Origin of the sequence: Paraperibacillus marinus, from assembly GCF_046237605.1 — a bacterium.
In the GTDB taxonomy this organism is placed as follows: Bacteria; Bacillota; Bacilli; order Bacillales; family DSM-1321; genus Paraperibacillus; species Paraperibacillus marinus.
Window position 1 is genome coordinate 1670145 of the sequence record NZ_CP143542.1, and the last position, 18941, is coordinate 1689085.

An 18941-nucleotide genomic window follows, 5' to 3' on the forward strand; every position below is an offset into this window, starting at 1 on the left:
TTTAAGGATTGACAATTTTGGCTTCCAGCTCAGGAGTTCCTTTGGCAAATCCCAATGCAAGGATCGTGTATGGAATATTTGGATCAAGCCTTACGCCGGGCACAGCCAGCACCACATCGCTTGTTCCGGCCAGCCTTACCTCAAGGTCAAATGTCATCGGGCTCAAAGTGATGTAATCGGTGAATTTTCTAAATGAAACATTGGGGAAGATAACATCTCCATTTTTTACTGCTATGTCAACAGGGGGGGCATCCGGCGATAGATGTGCAAACCTGACCTTCGTCTCTCCCCCCGGAAGCTGCAGGTTATCTACAGCAGTTAAAAGCTTCAGGTTTGGCGCAGCCCCAGCTGCTGTAAGGGTATAAAATTGTCCGCCCTCCACTGTGACTTTCCTGCTGATGACGGTCGATACCATCGTGCCGGCCGGGTAGATATCAATTTGATATTTGCCTGCCGGCAGGGGAAGGTAATCACTGGACTGCTTATATGGGACATTGCGAAGTGTCCTCATTCCATTAATATATATATCTACTTCCCCTGTATCGGGAGCAGCGTGGATGATCCTTACCCTGGCCGGTGTCTGGCGACGTTCAGCCTCCAAACGCTCATCCATAATAGCTCTTTCCAGATTGCTGATGTGCTTGCTGTAATAGTGGGCATGCAGTTCCGGGTTGGTATATTCATAATACTTGGCAAGCATGGCATATTTGGATGCCTTCTGGAAATAATCCTCTGAACTTCTTTTTTCCAAGACCTTCTCCCCTCTCTAAAAAAATGAAAAAACGTCTCCGTGTACTCACGTCAATAACTTATGCTGATTCTTCTGGGTGCGTGTCTAAAATTAGTATCTTTTTCCACAAGTTCAGGATATAATGAGATATGTAAGTTATAAGAATAAGAAGGGGCGGGATGTATAATGACAAATTCAATCAGCAAAAACAAATCGATTTTCTTGTTGTCTGGCAGCCCATGCCCATTTTGATTGATTTCCTTTTCTGATAAATGATCAGCCATGGGCTCCATTGCCTATGGCTATTTTATTTATTCGGAGGGAAAAAAATGAATACAATTTTAGATAGCATGCATGACGAAGCAAGGCAGGAGTTTAACGGATGGAAACCGGAAGCACAATTGCCGGCAGAGTCATAGCTGAATATAGGAATCTTTATAAAGTTGCGGGAGAAAATGGTCTTTTTATTTGCGAGCCTTCAGGCAGGATGAAGTTCAATGCAGGTAGTCAGGGTGCCCTTCCGGCTGTAGGCGACTGGGTAGCCTTCACGGAAAGAGCCGGGGAGGAAAAAGGGACGATCCATGCGGTCCTGCCGAGAAAGAGCACGTTCTCACGAAAGAAAGCTGGCACTGAGCCAGCCGGCCAGATCATTGCGGTAAACGTGGATTATATATTTATCGTCCTTTCGCTAAACCTCGATTTCAACGTCAGGCGGCTGGAGAGGTATTTAATATCGATTTGGGAAAGCGGCGCTTCGCCGGTAATCATACTCAATAAGGCGGATTTATGTCCGGATGCCGAGAGCAAGCGGAAAGAGCTCGAAAAGGCGGCATCGGGAATACCTGTCATCATCATGAGTGCCCTCCAAAGGAAGGGCCATCAGGCGGTCTTTGAATTCTTGACAAAAGGCAGTACCGGGGTTTTTACAGGTTCTTCCGGAGTAGGGAAGTCCACGTTGATTAACTCCCTGCTAAACGGAGCTGTACAAAAGACTGCGGCTATCCGGGACGACGATGATAAGGGCAGGCATGCTACGACACACAGGGAATTATTTGCGCTGGAAAATGGCTCTTATATTATTGATGTTCCGGGTATGAGGGAGTTTGGACTGTGGGACACGGACGAAGGCCTTTCGGCTGGATTCAGTGACATCGATGCGCTGTCCGGCGGCTGCTTCTATCAGAACTGCCGCCATCTGGCGGAGCCGCAATGCGCAGTAAAGGCTGCCATAGAAGAAGGCCGTCTTGAGGCAGGCCGCCTGAACAGCTTCCTCAAACTGCAAAAGGAACAGGAATATCTTGAAAGAAAGCTTTTGAAGACAAGGATGGCCGAAGAAAAAAAGAAGAATAAAAAAAGGGCCAAAAATGGCAGGGGAAGCTGACTGCCGATGGAGTGATTATTGAATCACTCCGTTTTTTTTGTTTCTGTAAATATAGTAGTGTAAACTGTACTGTACAGCGGTCTCTTTATACAAAATGAGCTTCAAAAATATAATTCAGGGAAAAGGTAATGAGGGAATCAATATATGAAGGCAGGTGCGTGAAATGGAAAAGGCGACTTTTGCAGGGGGCTGTTTTTGGTGTATGGTCAAACCATTCGATACTCAGCCCGGAATAGAGTCGGTCACCTCTGGATATACAGGCGGACATAAAGCTAATCCAACCTATCGGGAGGTATGTTCAGAAACGACCGGCCATTATGAAGCGGTACAGATTATCTTTGATCCGGAGATTTTCACTTATGAAAAGCTGCTCGATGTTTATTGGATGCAGATTGACCCGACCGATCCCGGCGGCCAGTTTGGCGACAGGGGGCAGTCCTATCAAACCGTAATTTTTTATCACAATGAAAAGCAAAGGGAGATTGCTGAGGAATCTAAGCGGAAGCTGGAGAACAGCGGAAAATTTTCGCACCCGATTGCAACAAAAGTTTTAAAAGCAAGTGAATTCTATCCTGCTGAAACCTATCATCAGGACTATTACAAAAAAGAGCCGGGACATTACGGCGCATACCGGATAGGTTCCGGAAGGGCAGCCTTCATAGAAAGGCATTGGGGAGGAGACGAAAAATGAGCGTTAACAAGGATGAATTAAAAAGGAAGCTGACTCCAATTCAATATGAAGTCACTCAGAATAATGGGACAGAGCCGCCGTTCCGGAATGAATATTGGAATCATAAAGAGCCGGGGATATATGTGGATATCGTTTCTGGAAAGCCTTTGTTTTCATCCCAGGATAAATTCGACTCTGCCTGTGGATGGCCAAGCTTCACCAAACCAGTGGAGGATGAAGAAGTAGAGGAATTGGAAGACCGTACATTCGGCATGATCAGAACGGAAGTGAGGAGCAAATCGGCAGATTCCCATCTAGGGCATGTGTTTGACGATGGTCCCGGGCCATCCGGTCTCAGATATTGCATCAATTCCGCAGCCATCCGGTTTGTGCCGGCAGCAGACCTTGATAAGGAAGGATACGGGGAATATAAGAAATTATTCCAGGATAAGTAAAAAAATGGCCGTCAGGCGGAAGGTGATAGTATGTTTAAAAAATTATTCGGCAAAAAAGAGAATCTTAGTAACAAAGCACTTGAATTGGCAGCTCCTGCTACAGGTGAAATCGTTCCATTAGACCAGGTTCCAGATCCAGTGTTCGCAGAAAAAATGATGGGTGACGGACTAGCTATCAATCCTATAGAAGGTGTTGTGGCAGCACCAGTGGATGCTGAAGTACTGCAGGTTTTCCCTACTAAACATGCTGTCGGGCTAAAGGCCGATAATGGCGCGGAGATCCTGATTCATATCGGGCTGGAAACGGTATCCATGAATGGGGAAGGTTTTCAATCCTTTGTAACACAAGGGGACAGAGTGAAAAAAGGCCAAAAGCTCATATCCTTTAATCTGGATTTAATAAAGGAAAAAGCGAAAAGCACGGTTACCCCCGTGATCATTACGAACGGGGATAATTTCGGCAGTCTTGAAAAGTCTGTCGAAACCAAAGCCGTCCTCGGAGAGACGCATTTTCTCACCGTTCATCCTAAATAAGTCAAAATAAAAACCAGCCGCGGCTGGTTTTTTATTTTTGTGCTTGTTCAATGATGGAACCGATGCGTATGACAGAGGCATCCGTTTTATTAGCAGCGGATTTTTCACCTGTAGCTTTAAAGCTGACGGTATGCCTGCCTGGAGATAGATGGTCAGCAATATAAATGATCCGGTCCCTTTTAAAAGGCCACCAGGTGCTTAAAGAAGCGGTCCGTTTACCATCTATATAGACATCAACAATCCCGCCGTCCGGGCTTCTTAGCATTTTGACGCCGAGAAGTGTGCCCGTGAAGCTCGTTTCCAGGGTGCTGCCTTTTTCGGCGCCGGTATAATAGCCATTTGAAAAATAGAAGCCCTTCTGCTTCATTTCGCTGGTGCTGCTGGCAAGGATGAGATCAGAATCAGGATAGAGGGGAGCGGCAGAGCGGGCCGGCAGTTTTTTCATTATAAGATTTGCATTCAGCGCCTGGTTAATAGCTTCAGCATATAACCGGTACCCTTTGCCGGTGGGATGCACGCCGTCGGCGGTCAGCTCGGATTCCCGGTAGCCGCTGTTTGAAAAGACGGGCCGCATGTCAATATGGGCTGTCTGGTAATGCTTTGAGAGATTGTCTATTTTCCGGGCAAATTCCGGGAATTCAAGGCAGCTTTCAGTAATGGTCACAATTTCAGCATAAGGGTAAAGAACTTTCACTTTCCTTATGACAGATTCATACAGCCTCCCAAAGCTGTCCGCACTCATATATTTCCGGTCGTTTTCACCGAAGACAATAAAGGCCAGGTCAATAGGACCCTGGACTTTCTGATATTGCAGCTTATAGAGACCTTCTAATGAGGTGGCTCCGCTCTGGACTAGGTAACTGCCTGTCATCTCTGATCCATGTTCTTCATAGACTTTCTTCTCAAGCTGTTTAAACCAGCGCCTGCTATAGGTTTCAGCACCAGAACCCCTGCCGATGCTGTCACCTATCACGAGATAATGGACGGGCTCCTGCCGCTCCATTTTTTCGTAAATAGACAGTTTATCTTCCTCGCCATATGAAGGCTTTAGGAATGCAGGGCTGCTAATGAACATAATGATGGCTGCTAGTGATATGGTAATCGCAGTGATGTATTTTATCCTCAACGTTTTTCCTCCGTATTTTTAAATCCACAAAGCGAGAGGAACAAAGCAAATATATCTATTATCTTAACTTGATTATGAATGAATTTAAAGAAAAATTTAAAGAAAATGAAATGTATTTGAAACATAATGAGGATTTTGTAAAAAAAGTGAAAATAGGCATATGCACATACGGATATCCGCCCGTAGACATATGGTAGGAGTGTAAACAGAAAAAAGACAGAATGGGAGTGAAAATACATGTATTATGGATGCGGTTATGGACATGGCGGATATGGGTATGGCGGTGGTTTTGCAGGAGGATTCGCCTTGATTGTCGTATTGTTCATTTTACTGATTATAATTGGAGCTTCTTTCACCGGATGGGTTTGATCGGCTGCAGATAAAGAACATTAAAATCAGTGAACGAACCAAGAGCTGCCTGGATGGCAGCTTTTTGTTTAATTTATAGGGAAGGAAGCGGTCTCTGTCCGTGGCAGTCCGTTATAAAAGTATCCCTCACGAAAGAAGGCTGCACCTCAGCAAAAGTTTTTACTTTAAATCCATTGTGGTCAGGATTATAATGGAATGCATGATACAGATGAATCAGGGGCTATAATTCAAACATAATCTTCGGATTTTAATTCGGCCTGCGAGGAGAATGGATGCGAGATGAAATCTTTTTACCACCACTTGATGAAGTACAGGCAGCCAAAGGATACCGATGAATTGACTGCCTTTGCAAATTCAGCCTATAATGACCACGGATTTCCCAAGCAGTCCAGTGATTATCATGAAATCAGCAGTTATCTGGAGCTGAATGTTCATTACCTGGAGAGCATGACTGTTTTTGACCGGGCATGGGACATTTATGTGCAGGAAGAAAAGCTGTAAAGTGCTTAATATGATACCAGTTCTGCGAAGTCTAAAAGGGCTGATGAGGGACGGACAGGTGCAGCAGAATATCGTTCAATGTGTTAAATATGGAGTCAGCCAGCTGAGCTCTGATATAAAACGCAGAAGGCATTCCCTTTAATTCGAGGGTCTGCCTTTTTTGCATGTCCAAAAATCCTGCCAGTTCTACAAATCTATGACGAACCAAAGCCAGCCTGCATACTATATGGTAATTAATCAACCAAGAACTGTCTTGAGAGGATGGCTCTTTATGGCTAACAACAAAAAACCAAAATTCAAAATTGGGGATACAGTCGTCATTAATTTATATGGAACGGTCGGTAAAATAACAGACTTTAAGCTTATGGACCAGGCCTATGTTTATGAAGTGAATCATAGTGAAGGACTTTATTTAGAATCCTCTCTCGAACATATCACAGATTATCAAGGAGAGATTTTAATTGAGTCAGAACAGGTGGATATTGTGTATAAGTTTTTCTTTGGGGACCTTGTACAGGTAGAAGGATATGGCACCCAGCTGTTCAAGGTCATTGGCTTCAGGACGGAAATCTGGAGATACAAAGAGAATTCCTGGGAAGATGTCATTTATGAGCTTTCAAAGATCAGTGACGGCGAATGGCTGGAAGCCCAGGAAGACGAGCTGCTCCTTATAGCTGATAATGAAACAGCGGATACCTACCTTCAAAAGTTGGGATTTCTTCATCCGATAACAAAAAAGGGGAGTAAGCCGGACCTGGTGAAGGCACCTAAAGAATCTAAGAAATCGGAAAAAGAGTGGATAGAATGGAAGAAGGATAAGCAGCAGCTGATTGATAGCCTGCTCGATTTATATAATGATTATCACGATTTGTATGAGACCTTCCGGGATGAAGAATATCATGATGTAATGAAGCTGGTCATGAATAAGATCAAGGCTGCAGCGAAAGAACTGCATAACCGCCATGAATAGGCACCGCCTCCTATTTTAGCCGGGAAGGCTTGTATAATTTGATGGAATGAAAGGAAAAAGGCCATCATACATCTAACTAAGGGGGCGATTCAGATGCGCGAGATTGAAGTATTTATAGATACGGAAGAAATCGCAGAATTCTTCTTTCGCGAACTTGTGAAGAGGGGGCTTGTTCCTTCCCAGGACGAATTGGAAGAGATCGCAGACATTACTTTTGAGTATCTGATTGCAAAGTCAATTATTGATGAAGATGTTGACGGGTAGCTCCTGTTCGGATACCCTTTGGGGAAAATAGTAAAGAGGCTGTTCCTGCCTTCAAAAAAACGGGGGAGCTGCCTCTTCTTAATTATTTTTATTTGAGAAATGAAACTTGTTCTTCTTATGTACGTATGTTGACTATAAAGGAGTGATCTTCATGCTGGGGAAAATCATAAAAAGCCTGTTCGGAGGAAAGAAACATACCGCTCATTTTTCATCAAGCGATAAATGGAAGTCCAAGCATTCTTACAAGAAAGAGCTTGGCTATGGGTCTAAGCATTATAAGAAAAAGAAACACTCCAGCTTTTTCACAAGCTCCAGGAGTTTCCGCAGCAGCTAAGATCATATGAGTATCTATCAGCGGTTTAAAGGTTTGCTTCCTGAGTATATTGCAGAAAGATGGTTCCTGAAGGAATTGGAAAACAGATGTGCCTGGCGGGTTTTGGGTACTGCCGGCATCGGAAGCTATGGAAAGGCTTATTTGGTGCAGGACAGAGCCACACAGAATTTATTTATCCTGAAAAGGCTGCGTAAGCGGAAATGGGGAAAAAAAGCGGTACTTCAAGCCTTTCGGGAGGAGCAGGAATTGCTAAAGAAACTTCAGTCTCCTTCGTTCCCTAAGCATATTGAAGGCGGCTGTATAAATGGCATTCCTTATTTCATCATGGAGCGGAAAGCAGGCAGGACGATTGAAGAGCTGCTTTTTGAGGATGGAATGGCATTTTCCGAAAAGGAAGCTTTCCAATTAGGCGCTGAATTGCTTGAACTGATTGTCTGCCTCCATACCTGCGGTATTTCTCACAGAGATATCCGCCTGCCCAACATTCTTTTAGATCAAGGGCGCATCAGCATCATCGATTTTGGGCTTGCCTGCAGCCTGCAGGTACAGGAGGAAAGAAAAGGGCATCCAAGGGATTACAGGAACCATTTGAGTGACTTGTATTTATTGGGCCATTTTATTTTGTTCCTTTTATATTCGGGTTTCGCCCCATCCGGGACTTTTGGATCGAAAAGCTGGGAAGAAGAATTGGAAGTTACAGAGAAATCACGAATGATCATCAAAAAATTGCTTCTGGCTGAGGAGGAATACCCTTCGGCCAGAACAGCATTAGATGAAATACAGATACATATTAAAGAAACTTGGAGGGAAGAAGATGGCGTTTTTTAATAAAGTATTGGCGAGCATCGGCATTGGCAATTCAGAGGTGGATACACGGCTGGAAACAGATCGTTATATCCCCGGGGATAAGGTCTCAGGCATTGTCGAAATCAAAGGCGGGTCGGTCGAACAGAGAATAGACGAAATTTACCTGAGCGTCTGCACACAGTATGTAAAAGAAGTGGATGATAAGAAATATACCCAAAAAGCCGTGATGTTGAAGCATAGATTAAATGATGCTTTCACAATTGGTGCCGGAGAAAAGAAAAACATCCCGTTTACTTTTACCCTTCCGGAGGATGTTCCGCTTACATATGGAAAAACAAAGGTATGGATTGAAACGGGGCTGGACATTAAGAACGCGGTAGATCCTTCAGATGAAGATTATTTACAGATCCAGCCTGGCCCCCTTGTTCATTCGGTCCTGCTTGGATTGACCGAGCTGGGTTTCAGGCTCAGGCAGGCTGAAAACAAGGCAGGTTCACGCAAGTATCAAGGAGTCCACCCGTTTCTTCAGGAATTCGAATTTGTGCCAGTATCAGGAAAATATCAGGGCAGGCTGGACGAACTGGAAGTAACTTTCCTGAAATCAGGACAAGATGCGGCCGATCTGCTGATACAGGTGGACAGAAAGGCCAAGGGACTTGCCGGCCTATTTGCTGAAGCGATGGAAATGGATGAAACCATGGTCCGGTCTTCCGTTTCCAGGCGGGATATCCCTAAGATGCAAGAGACACTCGACCGTATCATCGAACGTTACGGATAATGATAAAAACCCTTCCCGCTAATCTGAAGAGACCCACGTAAATGAGACAAGGAAAAAACACCCCCTGAATCGTATTTATTAAATATGATTCCTAGGAGGGTGTTTTTCTTTGGGCACAAGAGTTCATTATCCAGAAGAAATAAAATGGAAAGCAATCAAAATGAAGCAAGAAGGGAAGAGCAACAGTGAAATAATGAGTCACCTTAATATTAAAAATAAATCACAGATTAAAACGTGGATGAAATGGTACAGGACAGGTCAAACCTATCGGTTTTCCCAAGAAGTAGGAAAGCAATACAGTTATGGGAAGGGGCTTGAGGAACTAAGTGAGGTTGAACAACTGAAAAGAAAGGTCAAACATCTTGAAGTACAAGTAGATATTTTAAAAAAGTACCAGGAACTCGAAAGGAGTTGGAGCCCCAAATCATTATTCAAGTAGTCGAAAGTCTATCCTCTGTTTATCAAATTATTGATATTCTTAAGGTATTAGGAATACCTAAGTCTACCTTTTATAGATGGAAGAAGAAATACAAGGTTATTGTCCTGACTCCATTAGAGGAGTTAGTTATCAAATTGTGCGAGGAAAACCACTATCACTATGGCCATCGTAAGATTAGATCTATACTGGATAGGAAATACAGGATTAAAGTAAATCGAAAAACAGTTCAAAAAATCATGCAAAAGTTCGATATTCAATGCCAAATTAAGAAAAAACGGCAAAAGCACATAAGTGGTGAGAGTAACATTGTCGTAGGGAATATCCTAAACCGGAATTTTATATCAAGCCGACCAGACGAGAAATGGGTAACAGACATCACGTACCTGCCGTATGGTACAACGATGTTGTATTTATCGACTATCATGGATTTATACAATAATGAGATTATTTCTTACACAATAAGTACATCCCAGGATATCAGCTTGGTGATGGAAAACTTAAAGGAAGCTGTGGAGCTGCGTAAGCCCGAAAACTTAATTCTTCACAGCGACCAGGGGTCTGTATATACTTCTTATGCCTATCAGAATTTCGCCAAAGAAAAAGGCATTACCACAAGCATGTCCCGAAAGGGAAACTGCCATGACAATGCCGTAATCGAATCCTTTCACTCCTCGCTAAAGTCGGAAGGATTCAACGCTCAAGCAAGAGCATCTATGTCCAATTCTAAAGTAGTATATTTGGTAAATCAATATATGTATCGTTACAACCATATACGGATTCAGGAAAAATTAAACTACCTGTCCCCTCTTGAATATAGGGAACAGGTAGCATAGGTGTTTTTTCCAAGTCTCATATTGAAGGGTCAGTTCAAATCATCGGGAAGGGTTTTGTTTTGGGGCAGCGACAAAAATAGTGGTAATTTGATGAAGGATTCGACAATGGTTTTATTTAATAGTGTATTAACAAATTCAGGATAAAGGGGCAAAGAAATATGCATTGGCTTAAGCTTATTCAAAATCAGGGCAGATTGTATCATATCACTATTTTTCAGACGCCGTTTTCCGGGGAGAAAAAAGGATACCGCCAGGTTTATAAGTTAAAAGTCGGGGGCCGCTGCCACAGGGATGTTATCCAAAAGGTATTTAGTATGTTCAATGTTCTGGACCGGGTTCCTAAGGATTTCAAAGCGAGATATATATTCACAGGCGATATTCTCCTTATTGATGAGGGCCAGCGGGGCAAGCATTATTACCGCCTGCAGCCGGGTGGCTGGGTGGAGGTCAGTTCAAGCCTGGTATGCTAGCAGTTTGACTTATGTTTACTTATTTTCCTATTAAAAGTGTATAGTTAAAGGCGTAAGCATGAAAAATATACTGTAACCGTTTTACAAGCGAGCGGAAGATGGTATAATCAAAATCAGACGTCAGACCTTTTAATAGGAGGAAAACTACAAATGAGTATACATATCGGTGCAAAGGAAAATGAAATAGCGGAAACAGTCCTGCTCCCTGGGGATCCTCTGCGTGCTAAATATATAGCCGAAACTTTTCTGGAAGATCCAAAGTTATATAATGAAGTTCGTAATATGTTCGGATATACGGGCACATATAAAGGAAAAAAAGTATCAGTGCAGGGGACCGGAATGGGTGTTCCTTCTATCTCCATCTATATCAATGAACTGATGCAGAGCTATAATGTCCAGAATTTAATCAGAGTAGGGACATGCGGGGCCATCCAAAAGGATGTAAAGGTAAGGGATGTTATCCTTGCGATGACTGCCTCCACTGATTCGACAATCAACCGGACCATTTTTGGCGGATCCATTGACTATGCCCCTACAGCAGATTTTGATCTGTTAAAGAATGCATATGATCAGGGCGTAGAGAAGGGCCTTGCCATCAAAGCCGGAAATGTTTTCACGGCAGACCTGTTTTACTCTGAGAATCCGCAGTTCGAAAAATTTGCCAAGTTCAATATCCTTGCCGTCGAAATGGAAACAGCAGCCCTTTACACTCTTGCTGCTAAATATGGCCGGAAGGCTCTTTCCGTCCTGACGGTAAGCGACCATATTATCACTGGAGAAGAAACAACAGCAGAAGAACGCCAGACCACTTTCAATGATATGATTGAAATTGCTCTTGAAGCTGCGATAAAATAAAAAGCTGATATTCGTGTATCCCTGTCGATTCCGGCGGGGATATATTTTTGTTTCCTGCCCTTTTACAGCACTGGGGTGGTTTTAAGTTTTTAATTAAGTGTTAAAATGATAGTAATGATTACGAAAGGTGTCCTTTAACATGAAAAAACAGCTAGCGGGTATATCGATAGCCTCAGCACTTCTTCTAGGAGGGTGCGGTGCTGGCGATCTGCCATTCATAAAGAAAGATGAAAAGAGCCAGGAAGAAACTTCCTCGCCGAATAAAAAGGATGAGGAGAAGGGAAAGACGGATGAAAGAACATCGATCCCTGCTTCTTCCTATAATGAAATACAGGAAGCCGGCGGCAAAAAAGTGATCCAAAACGCTGAAAATATTCTTGTCCTCGTCAACAAAGAGTATACCCTTCCAAGGGATTACACTCCAAGCGATCTAGTAAAACCGGAAGTAAGATTCTCTTTCGGGGAATCTGATGAAGAAAAGTCTTTTCTCAGAAAGCCGGCCGCAAAGGCGCTTGAAGAGATGTTCCGGGCTGCGGATGCAGACGGAATCGAGCTGTATGCCGTATCAGGCTACCGATCCTTCAATCGGCAGGAACTTCTGTTCCAGACAGAAATAGACCAGGTGGGAAGAGAGAAGGCAAGGCAGTCTGTAGCCTATCCAGGCACAAGCGAACATCAGACAGGCCTCACCATGGACATTGCCAGCCAGAGCACGGATCTACTCCTGACCGAAGGATTTGAATCTGTTCCCGAAGGCAGATGGCTGACGGAAAACGCCTTTAAATTCGGTTTCATACTCCGCTATCCAAAGGGCAGGGAGCACGTGACAGGCTATCAATATGAGCCCTGGCACTTCAGGTATGTCGGACGGGAAACGGCAGCACTCATCCATGACAGGAATTATACACTGGAAGAATTCTTTAAAATGGGAAAAAAAATATAAAACCTGTTAAAATAAGAAACAGAAACAACGAAGGCTGCCCTTTAACCAGGAACCTCCCTGAAGGACGGGGCACGAACGATATTAACGTCTTTGAAAGTGGTGAACGTATTGGACGAAGAAAAACAGCAGGATGGCAGAACAGAAGTGGAACAGGAAAATAAAAACACTGGTGACGGGAGATATATACGCATAAAAAAATTCCCATTTATTATGGGGATATTTCTTTTGATTTTTTTATCTGCCGGAATCACACTTCTTGTGCTTACCTTTGGCGATGAAAAACAGGTGCAGCCGATAAGCCGTGACCGGAGGGAATTCGACAAACTCTATTCCGCTTATGATACTCTTAACAATAAATATTACACAGATGTCAAGGAAGAAAAACTGATTGACGGTGCCATAAAAGGCATGATTTCTTCTTTGGATGATCCATATACTGATTATATGGATGAAAAACAGGCTGAAAGCTTCAATGAAAGCATATCCTCGAGCTTTGAGGGGATAGGAGCAGAGGTTCAGCAGAAGGATAATCAAATTGCCATCGTTTCTCCGATTAAGGGGTCTCCCGCTGAAAAAGCAGGCCTTAAACCACATGACATAGTAGTAAGTGTGGATGGCAGGAAGTTAGAGGGAATGAGCGCCAATGAAGCTGTCCTTCTTATCCGCGGAAAGAAGGGGACTAAGGTTAACCTGGTCATACAGCGTGAGGGGGTACAGGAACCTATAAAGGTAACAATCGTCAGGGATACGATTCCAATTGAAACTGTATATGCCAAGATGCTGCCTGATAAAATTGCCAGGATCCAGGTTACCAGCTTTTCAGAGCGGACAGGAGCGGAGCTTGAAAAAGCGATGAAGGATATGCAGAATCAAGGGATGAAGGGGATGGTCCTTGACCTTCGCCAAAACCCTGGAGGACTGCTGGATCAGGCCATGAAAATAGCAAGCCTCTTTGTGCCGAAAGATGAGGTTGTCTTTCAGGTAGAGAGCAAGACGGGCAGAAAAGAAGTGGCTCGTTCTGAGAATACCAGCGGAAAACCGGAATTTCCTGTGGCAGTTCTTGTCGATGAAGGGAGTGCCAGTGCGTCTGAAATAGTGGCCGCTGCATTGAAGGAATCTGCAGACATCCCGCTTGTGGGAGTGAAAACATTCGGAAAGGGAACCGTCCAGACTACACAAAAATTCCAGGACGGCTCCAATGTAAAATACACCATGGCGAAGTGGCTGACACCTGACGGTAACTGGATCCATAAGAAAGGGATTGCGCCTGATGTGGAGGCGAAGCTCCCTGCTTATGCCAGCCTGCCATTCATATCACCGGAGAAAACCCTGAAGCAGGGAATTTCCTCCGCTGATATCAAGGCTGGTGAACAGATGCTCCAAGCCCTGGGCTATAACCCTGGAACAATAGACGGATACTTTGATAAAGAACTTCTGGAAGCTGTCAAAGAATTCCAAAAAGATGAGAAGCTTGCGCAGAACGGTCAGATACAAGGAGATACAACAGTTGCGCTGATGAACAAAATCAGGGATAAAATTCAAAAGCATGACGTGCAGCTGGACAAGGCTGTACAAACCCTGAAAAAACAGATTAAGTAAAAGAAAGAAGGGGCAGGAACCCGCCAGCGGGAACTGCCCCTTTATTCAATAGGCGTTTTCTAGAGGATTGTTGTTTTTAAAGAGGTATGTGAGGAGATTAATTTATTTAGCAATTGGATTTACGCTTCAGGTGCGTGACTCCTGATCTAGCTTCGAGGCTTTCGACCCTCGGGTCATAAGCCAAGCCAGCCAGGGAAAGACAGAGCACTTCCCCTAGCTGACTTGTCTTATGCAAGGCTTTTGCATAAGTGCGACTAAGCTTCTGTCACAGCAAGCGCTCGCCAATCAGCAAGTCTTCTTTCGCTAACGCATAAGTGCGACTAAGCTTCTGTCGCAGCAAGCGCTCGCCAATCAGCAAGTCTTCTTTCGCTAACGCATAAGTGCGACTAAGCTTCTGTCTTCGCTAGCGCTCGCCAATCAGCAAGTCTTCTTTCGCTAACGCATAAGTGCGACTAAGCTTCTGTCTTCGCTAGCGCTCGCCAATCAGCAAGTCTTCTTTATCAGGTCGCTGCTTTTCAAAAAGTGAATGAGTTATATAAGATTTCCGTCTTCATTCTGCATCCATTGATTCAGTTTGAAAAGCACCGTTCTCCGCCTTCCTGGGAGCAGCGGGAGAGATGAGACCCCGCAGGTAAAGCCGAGGAGGCTCACCGCCCGCCCCGCACATGTGGAGTGCCTGCAGCGGAAATCCACTTTTTTATTCAACAGCCACAATATATGCTTAAACAGGCGTTCAACAAAAGAAAGGTGGAGGGAAAGTATGGGCCAAACGGAAATATACATATTAGGCGGCTTTTTAGGGAGCGGTAAGACAACTCTTTTAGGCCATATAATCAAAGAAGAAAGGAAAACGGGAAGAAAGATTGCCGTGCTTATGAATGAACTTGGCAAAGTATCTCTTGATTCTTATTTCATTGAAGAAGGAATTCCCTTAAAGGAACTTTATGATGGCTGCATCTGCTGTACGCTCCAGGATAAGCTGGAAGTCCAGATACATGAACTGCTCCAGGGAGAAGAGCTTGATGCCATTTATATAGAAACAACCGGGGCAGCACATCCTGTCGAAGTATTGGATGGAATTATGTCACCCCTATTTGCCGATAAATTGATGTATAAAGGAATTATTACTGTGGTAGACCTGCTCAGATGGAGGGATATAGAAACTTTTTCTCCACAAATAAGGCAGCTGATCATGGAGCAGGTACATCATGCTGACTTAATCATTCTCAATAAAATTGATCTCGTCAGCGAAGCAGAGGCTGCCGGGCAGGTCTACAAGATACAAGCCCTGAATGAGGGTGGCAGAATCCTGATGACGGAACATGCCCGCATCCCCATTGAACAGATTTATTCCTTAAGGCTTACCAGGAAGAAAGAACATAAGGCCGCAGATGTAGTACGGCAATTGAAGCTTCAGGCGGTCCTGCATGAATTTAGGGGGGAGATAAAGCAGAGTCTTTTCGAAGATTGGATCAGGAGCCTCCCTGAGACGGTGTATCGCATGAAGGGATTTATCAAGCTGTCAAGCAGTTCCAAACCGGTTCTTTTCCAGTATTCTTATGGAACTCCTCTATATATGCCACAGGAAATGAATATGCCGCTGAAGCTGGTGATCATAGGAGAAAATATTAAGGCTGACGAAATAAAGGAAAGCCTGCTGCAGATAGAGACAGAAAAACAGGGGGAATAGGGGTACCGTCAGGAAAACGAGGAATTGCAACGCTAAGCCTATTTTCCTGACGATTCTCCCGTTATTGATTGACAACGTTAAGAAAGTTTAAGTGGTCTTAAAAAATCTAATGAGATCATTTTCTCCGTATTAAAATGGTATTCTTCTAGCAAATTAATATGTTCCCAGCCTAAAGGTGACATATATTGCAATAAATCTTCATTAAACTACCTGTCCGCTTTTGATATTCAACAGCTTTTGTTAGATGCAGAGTATTCCAAATACTGATGGCCAGCCCTTTGAAGCTGATAATGTATGCTTCGTTCCCCAAGCTCTCCTTGTTTTCCGAAGAAAATATTTCTTGCCAGTCCATTCAAGGCTTCACCTTTATTCAATCCTCTTTGTATTTTTCTTCTTATTCATCCGAAATGTAACTAAGAATAAAAATTGTTTTTTCTTGTCTCCCTATTTCGCGTGAGGTTGTAGCTATGCTGTTTTGTCTAGAATAAAAACTTAATTTTCCCCATAATAAGGGATGCGGGACTGTTCCTTCTCTTAATGAATGGGCTGATCGCCAAATATCCCCATTATTTTCTTCAATGACTTTTGTATAGAAAATTCATTTCATATAGAGGTGGAAATTTATGCCTAAAATTGACAATATGTTAGCAATTTTATGGATGCTTCGTTCAGGTCAAAAAATTACTGCAAAACAAATTTCAGAAAAGTTAGAGATGAATATAAGGACTGTATATCGTTATATTGATACAATTTCAACAAGTGGCGTACCTATAATTTCAGAACCAGGACATAACGGTGGATACACTTTATTGAACAATTTTATTGAAGCTCCTCTTTTTTTTGATTTTGAGGAGCAAACTTCACTATTTCACGCTGCTGTTTTTGCAGAAGAAGCCGGATATTATGGAGGTGAAGCACTGAATAGGGCCATTTCAAAACTAAGTAAATACGCAAATCAAGAGCAGGAAACAAAGATAAACCAACATTTAACTAGTCTTGAAGTGATAAGTAGCTTTAGTTCACTCTCTATGAAACCTTTTTTGAAGGAGTTGGAGCAGGCAGTAGCTGAAGAGTATTCAGTAAAACTTCTTTACCATAAAAGTGGCGAAGAGCAATTACATTATAGATTGGTCGATCCGTACAAAATTATCTATTGGAATAATAAGTGGTATGTGATTGGATTTTGTCATCTTAGGAATGATACCCGTAGTTTTAGAGTAGATCGAATTGAAAGTCTAAACCTAACCGAAAATAAGTATAACCAGCCAGAAAATTTTTCAGCACGTGAATTTTTTATAAAAAATCTCCTTCCAACTTTAGAAGATAAGGAAGGGATTATTTCTTTGGTTATTAATGGGGATAAAGGTGTATTGGCTGATATTTGCCAACATTGGTTTTTAGGACATTATTTACAAGAACGGACTTCAAATCAAGCAGTTTTTCTTCTTGAAAAAGAAATATTACATACATATGTACCTTATTTACTTTTACCGTACAATAAATCTATTAAAGTTATTGAGCCAGTAAGTCTTAAGAAAAGACTTATTGAAGTCCTGTCGGAATTAATAAAATTTCATCAAGAATGATAACTTCCCTGACGTTAACTGTCAGGGAAGTTATCTTATAATTGCTATATAAATTGTGATTGGGAGTGTTATTGGATGCAAACAAAAAAAGTTTTTCTATATGTATTTAATACAATGTCGGACTGGGAATATGGATATTTAATTGCTGAACTAAACTCAGGAAGATATTTCAAAAAAGATTTAGCACCTTTAAAAGTAATTACAGTAGGAGCTAATAAAGAAATGATTACTACTATGGGAGGACTGAGCATAAAACCAGATATTTCCCTTGATGAATGTACTCTTGAGAGTAAAGATCTTTTAATTTTACCAGGAGGGACAACTTGGAGTGAAGAAATTCATCAGCCTGTCCTGGAAAGAATTGGCCAAGCTTTAAAGCTTGGCACTATTGTTGCTGCAATTTGTGGTGCAACTGAGGGACTAGCGGGTATGGGGTACTTAGATACTAGAAAGCATACAAGTAATAATTTAGAATATACTAAAATGGTATGTCCTAACTATAAAGGGGAAAAGTTCTATGAGGTGGGATCTGTTGTATCTGATGCGAATTTAGTTACTGCATCAGGAGTAGCTCCTCTGGAATTTGCAATGGAGGTACTGAGAAAAATAGATGTATTTACACCAGATGCCCTACATTCATGGTATAACCTAAATAAGACTCATAAACCTGAATACTTCTTCCAGTTAATGAATTCAATAAATAAATGAAGTAACTGAAAAGCTCAATTTCTCTATTTTGATTTGTAGAGAAGTTGGGCTTTTAAATTTGGAATCTCCTTACCGTTATAAATCTCTATCTTCCTGACGCTGCCACTATTAACCGTTTTAAAACGACTTTGTTGGGGGAATATAGTCTGTATAAGATCACCCAAAGGGGGAAAATACTATGCCATGGACAAAAAGTGACTATCCTGCCTCGATGAAAAATCTGGATAAGCCAGTCAGGGAAAAAGCCATAGAAATTGCGAATGCCATGCTTGAAGAAGGATATGAAGAAGGCCGTGCCATACCCATTGCCATTGATAATGCAAAGGATTATGTGAAAAACCACGGAAAAGATAAAGAATAACCTATCATTTTAAGTGGTATTTCACGATTTATTAACATTCCCGGCTACTTGCCGGGTTATTTTTTTGTTAAACTATAAGGAAGAACCCGTTTTTATCCTGAAAGGACAGATTCCATTTGAGAAAAGAAAAGATAAATGAACTGATAAATTATCATAGGACTTTTTATAGAATGATCCGCAATGAATTGCAGCTCATTTATGGAAATGCGATCAATGGCAATGAGTTTGCAGTATTAAGATTTTTATACATAGCTGGTCCTCAAAAGGCTTCTGCCATTTCCCAGGATCTGAAGGTATCTGCAAGCCATATAACAAATGTAACAGATATCCTGGTCAAGAAAGGCTATATTACAAGAAAGAGGACTGACCAGGATCGAAGAATCGTTAAAATAGCGCTCACCGATGAAGGAGAAGCGCTATATCTCGAATTGGCAAAAAAACGTTCAGAATATTTTACAGAAAAGTTTGGCGTGCTTTCAGAAGAAGAACTCACGCAATTTACAGACCTTTATAGGAAGCTGCTATAAAAATGGATGGT

Annotated in this window: 22 protein-coding genes and 2 pseudogenes; 21 read left to right on the top strand and 3 right to left on the bottom strand. The window is 42.5% G+C overall.

Translation table 11 applies throughout. From position 1 onward, the window contains the following. Position 1 precedes the first annotated feature (1 nt). On the bottom strand, positions 2-751 hold the full coding sequence (locus tag V1498_RS08510) for a DUF4397 domain-containing protein (protein WP_409298232.1): 750 nt from the start codon (positions 749-751) through the stop codon (positions 2-4). A 361-nt stretch (positions 752-1112) separates the two neighbouring features. Here V1498_RS08510 and rsgA point away from each other — a divergent pair, with 361 nt between their 5' ends. The 4 genes from rsgA (at position 1113) to V1498_RS08530 (ending at position 3770) form a co-directional block, all read left to right on the top strand. Beyond that, complete coding sequence (gene rsgA, locus V1498_RS08515) at positions 1113-2111, top strand: ribosome small subunit-dependent GTPase A (RefSeq protein WP_409298233.1); 999 nt, start codon at positions 1113-1115, stop codon at positions 2109-2111. A 163-nt stretch (positions 2112-2274) separates the two neighbouring features. Beyond that, the gene (gene msrA, locus V1498_RS08520; protein ID WP_409298234.1) at positions 2275-2802 is read left to right on the top strand and encodes a peptide-methionine (S)-S-oxide reductase MsrA; all 528 of its coding nucleotides are present in this window, start codon (positions 2275-2277) and stop codon (positions 2800-2802) included. Then, positions 2799-3236, top strand: coding sequence for a peptide-methionine (R)-S-oxide reductase MsrB (gene msrB, locus V1498_RS08525; protein ID WP_409298236.1), 438 nt, complete (start codon positions 2799-2801; stop codon positions 3234-3236). The genes msrA and msrB overlap by 4 nt, the downstream gene beginning before the upstream one ends. A 30-nt stretch (positions 3237-3266) precedes the next feature. Further along, positions 3267-3770, top strand: a complete 504-nt coding sequence (locus tag V1498_RS08530) for a PTS glucose transporter subunit IIA (protein ID WP_409298238.1) — start codon at positions 3267-3269, stop codon at positions 3768-3770. Positions 3771-3801: 31 nt separating this feature from the next. Here the strand turns inward: V1498_RS08530 and V1498_RS08535 are convergent, their stop codons facing one another. Next, entirely contained in the window at positions 3802-4896 is a 1095-nt protein-coding gene (locus V1498_RS08535; protein ID WP_409298239.1) for a GDSL-type esterase/lipase family protein, read from the bottom strand. Positions 4897-5202: 306 nt separating this feature from the next. Between V1498_RS08535 and V1498_RS08540 the strand changes: the two genes are divergently transcribed. From V1498_RS08540 to V1498_RS08600, 13 genes are all read left to right on the top strand, one after another. After that, positions 5203-5265: a YjcZ family sporulation protein gene (locus tag V1498_RS08540; protein WP_409299223.1), complete on the top strand. Its 63-nt coding sequence runs from the start codon at positions 5203-5205 to the stop codon at positions 5263-5265. Positions 5266-5544: 279 nt separating this feature from the next. Beyond that, complete coding sequence (locus V1498_RS08545) at positions 5545-5766, top strand: YozE family protein (RefSeq protein WP_409298241.1); 222 nt, start codon at positions 5545-5547, stop codon at positions 5764-5766. Positions 5767-6037: 271 nt separating this feature from the next. Then, the gene (locus V1498_RS08550; RefSeq protein WP_409298243.1) at positions 6038-6736 is read left to right on the top strand and encodes a hypothetical protein; all 699 of its coding nucleotides are present in this window, start codon (positions 6038-6040) and stop codon (positions 6734-6736) included. A 93-nt stretch (positions 6737-6829) separates the two neighbouring features. Beyond that, positions 6830-7000 carry a YozD family protein gene (locus V1498_RS08555; RefSeq protein ID WP_409298244.1) on the top strand — a complete coding sequence of 57 codons (171 nt, stop codon included), beginning with the start codon at positions 6830-6832 and terminating at the stop codon, positions 6998-7000. Between the two features lie 151 nt (positions 7001-7151). Further along, positions 7152-7334, top strand: coding sequence for a hypothetical protein (locus V1498_RS08560; RefSeq protein WP_409298245.1), 183 nt, complete (start codon positions 7152-7154; stop codon positions 7332-7334). Between the two features lie 6 nt (positions 7335-7340). Next, complete coding sequence (locus V1498_RS08565; protein ID WP_409298247.1) at positions 7341-8162, top strand: serine/threonine protein kinase; 822 nt, start codon at positions 7341-7343, stop codon at positions 8160-8162. Continuing rightward, on the top strand, positions 8149-8919 hold the full coding sequence (locus tag V1498_RS08570) for a sporulation protein (protein ID WP_409298249.1): 771 nt from the start codon (positions 8149-8151) through the stop codon (positions 8917-8919). The genes V1498_RS08565 and V1498_RS08570 overlap by 14 nt, the downstream gene beginning before the upstream one ends. 109 nt (positions 8920-9028) lie before the next feature. Further along, a protein-coding gene (locus tag V1498_RS08575; RefSeq protein WP_409293798.1) for an IS3 family transposase occupies positions 9029-10191 on the top strand; the annotation gives its coding sequence in 2 pieces (ribosomal slippage) (positions 9029-9305 and positions 9305-10191; 1164 coding nt in all). Between the two features lie 158 nt (positions 10192-10349). Further along, the gene (locus tag V1498_RS08580) at positions 10350-10661 is read left to right on the top strand and encodes a hypothetical protein (RefSeq protein ID WP_409298250.1); all 312 of its coding nucleotides are present in this window, start codon (positions 10350-10352) and stop codon (positions 10659-10661) included. A gap of 150 nt (positions 10662-10811) precedes the next feature. Next, positions 10812-11516, top strand: coding sequence for a purine-nucleoside phosphorylase (gene deoD / locus V1498_RS08585; RefSeq protein WP_409298252.1), 705 nt, complete (start codon positions 10812-10814; stop codon positions 11514-11516). A gap of 139 nt (positions 11517-11655) precedes the next feature. Next, a complete protein-coding gene (locus V1498_RS08590) occupies positions 11656-12459 on the top strand; it encodes a D-alanyl-D-alanine carboxypeptidase family protein (RefSeq protein ID WP_409298253.1) in 804 nt (267 codons plus the stop codon). 99 nt (positions 12460-12558) lie between these two features. Further along, a complete protein-coding gene (locus V1498_RS08595) occupies positions 12559-14058 on the top strand; it encodes a S41 family peptidase (protein ID WP_409299224.1) in 1500 nt (499 codons plus the stop codon). 760 nt (positions 14059-14818) lie between these two features. Further along, positions 14819-15748, top strand: coding sequence for a CobW family GTP-binding protein (locus V1498_RS08600; RefSeq protein WP_409298255.1), 930 nt, complete (start codon positions 14819-14821; stop codon positions 15746-15748). A 77-nt stretch (positions 15749-15825) separates the two neighbouring features. Here the strand turns inward: V1498_RS08600 and V1498_RS08605 are convergent. Then, positions 15826-16337, bottom strand: a pseudogene (locus V1498_RS08605) (Tn3 family transposase); the annotation flags it as partial. Between the two features lie 34 nt (positions 16338-16371). Between V1498_RS08605 and V1498_RS08610 the strand changes: the two are divergent. The 4 genes and pseudogenes from V1498_RS08610 to V1498_RS08625 all read left to right on the top strand — a co-directional run bounded on the left by V1498_RS08610 (position 16372) and on the right by V1498_RS08625 (position 18930). Further along, positions 16372-17334, top strand: coding sequence for a helix-turn-helix transcriptional regulator (locus tag V1498_RS08610; protein ID WP_409298257.1), 963 nt, complete (start codon positions 16372-16374; stop codon positions 17332-17334). A 75-nt stretch (positions 17335-17409) separates the two neighbouring features. Next, a complete protein-coding gene (locus V1498_RS08615) occupies positions 17410-18042 on the top strand; it encodes a type 1 glutamine amidotransferase family protein (RefSeq protein WP_409298259.1) in 633 nt (210 codons plus the stop codon). 178 nt (positions 18043-18220) lie between these two features. Continuing rightward, positions 18221-18397: pseudogene (locus V1498_RS08620) on the top strand (hypothetical protein); the annotation flags it as partial. Positions 18398-18573: 176 nt separating this feature from the next. After that, complete coding sequence (locus tag V1498_RS08625) at positions 18574-18930, top strand: MarR family winged helix-turn-helix transcriptional regulator (RefSeq protein WP_409298261.1); 357 nt, start codon at positions 18574-18576, stop codon at positions 18928-18930. Positions 18931-18941 lie beyond the last annotated feature (11 nt).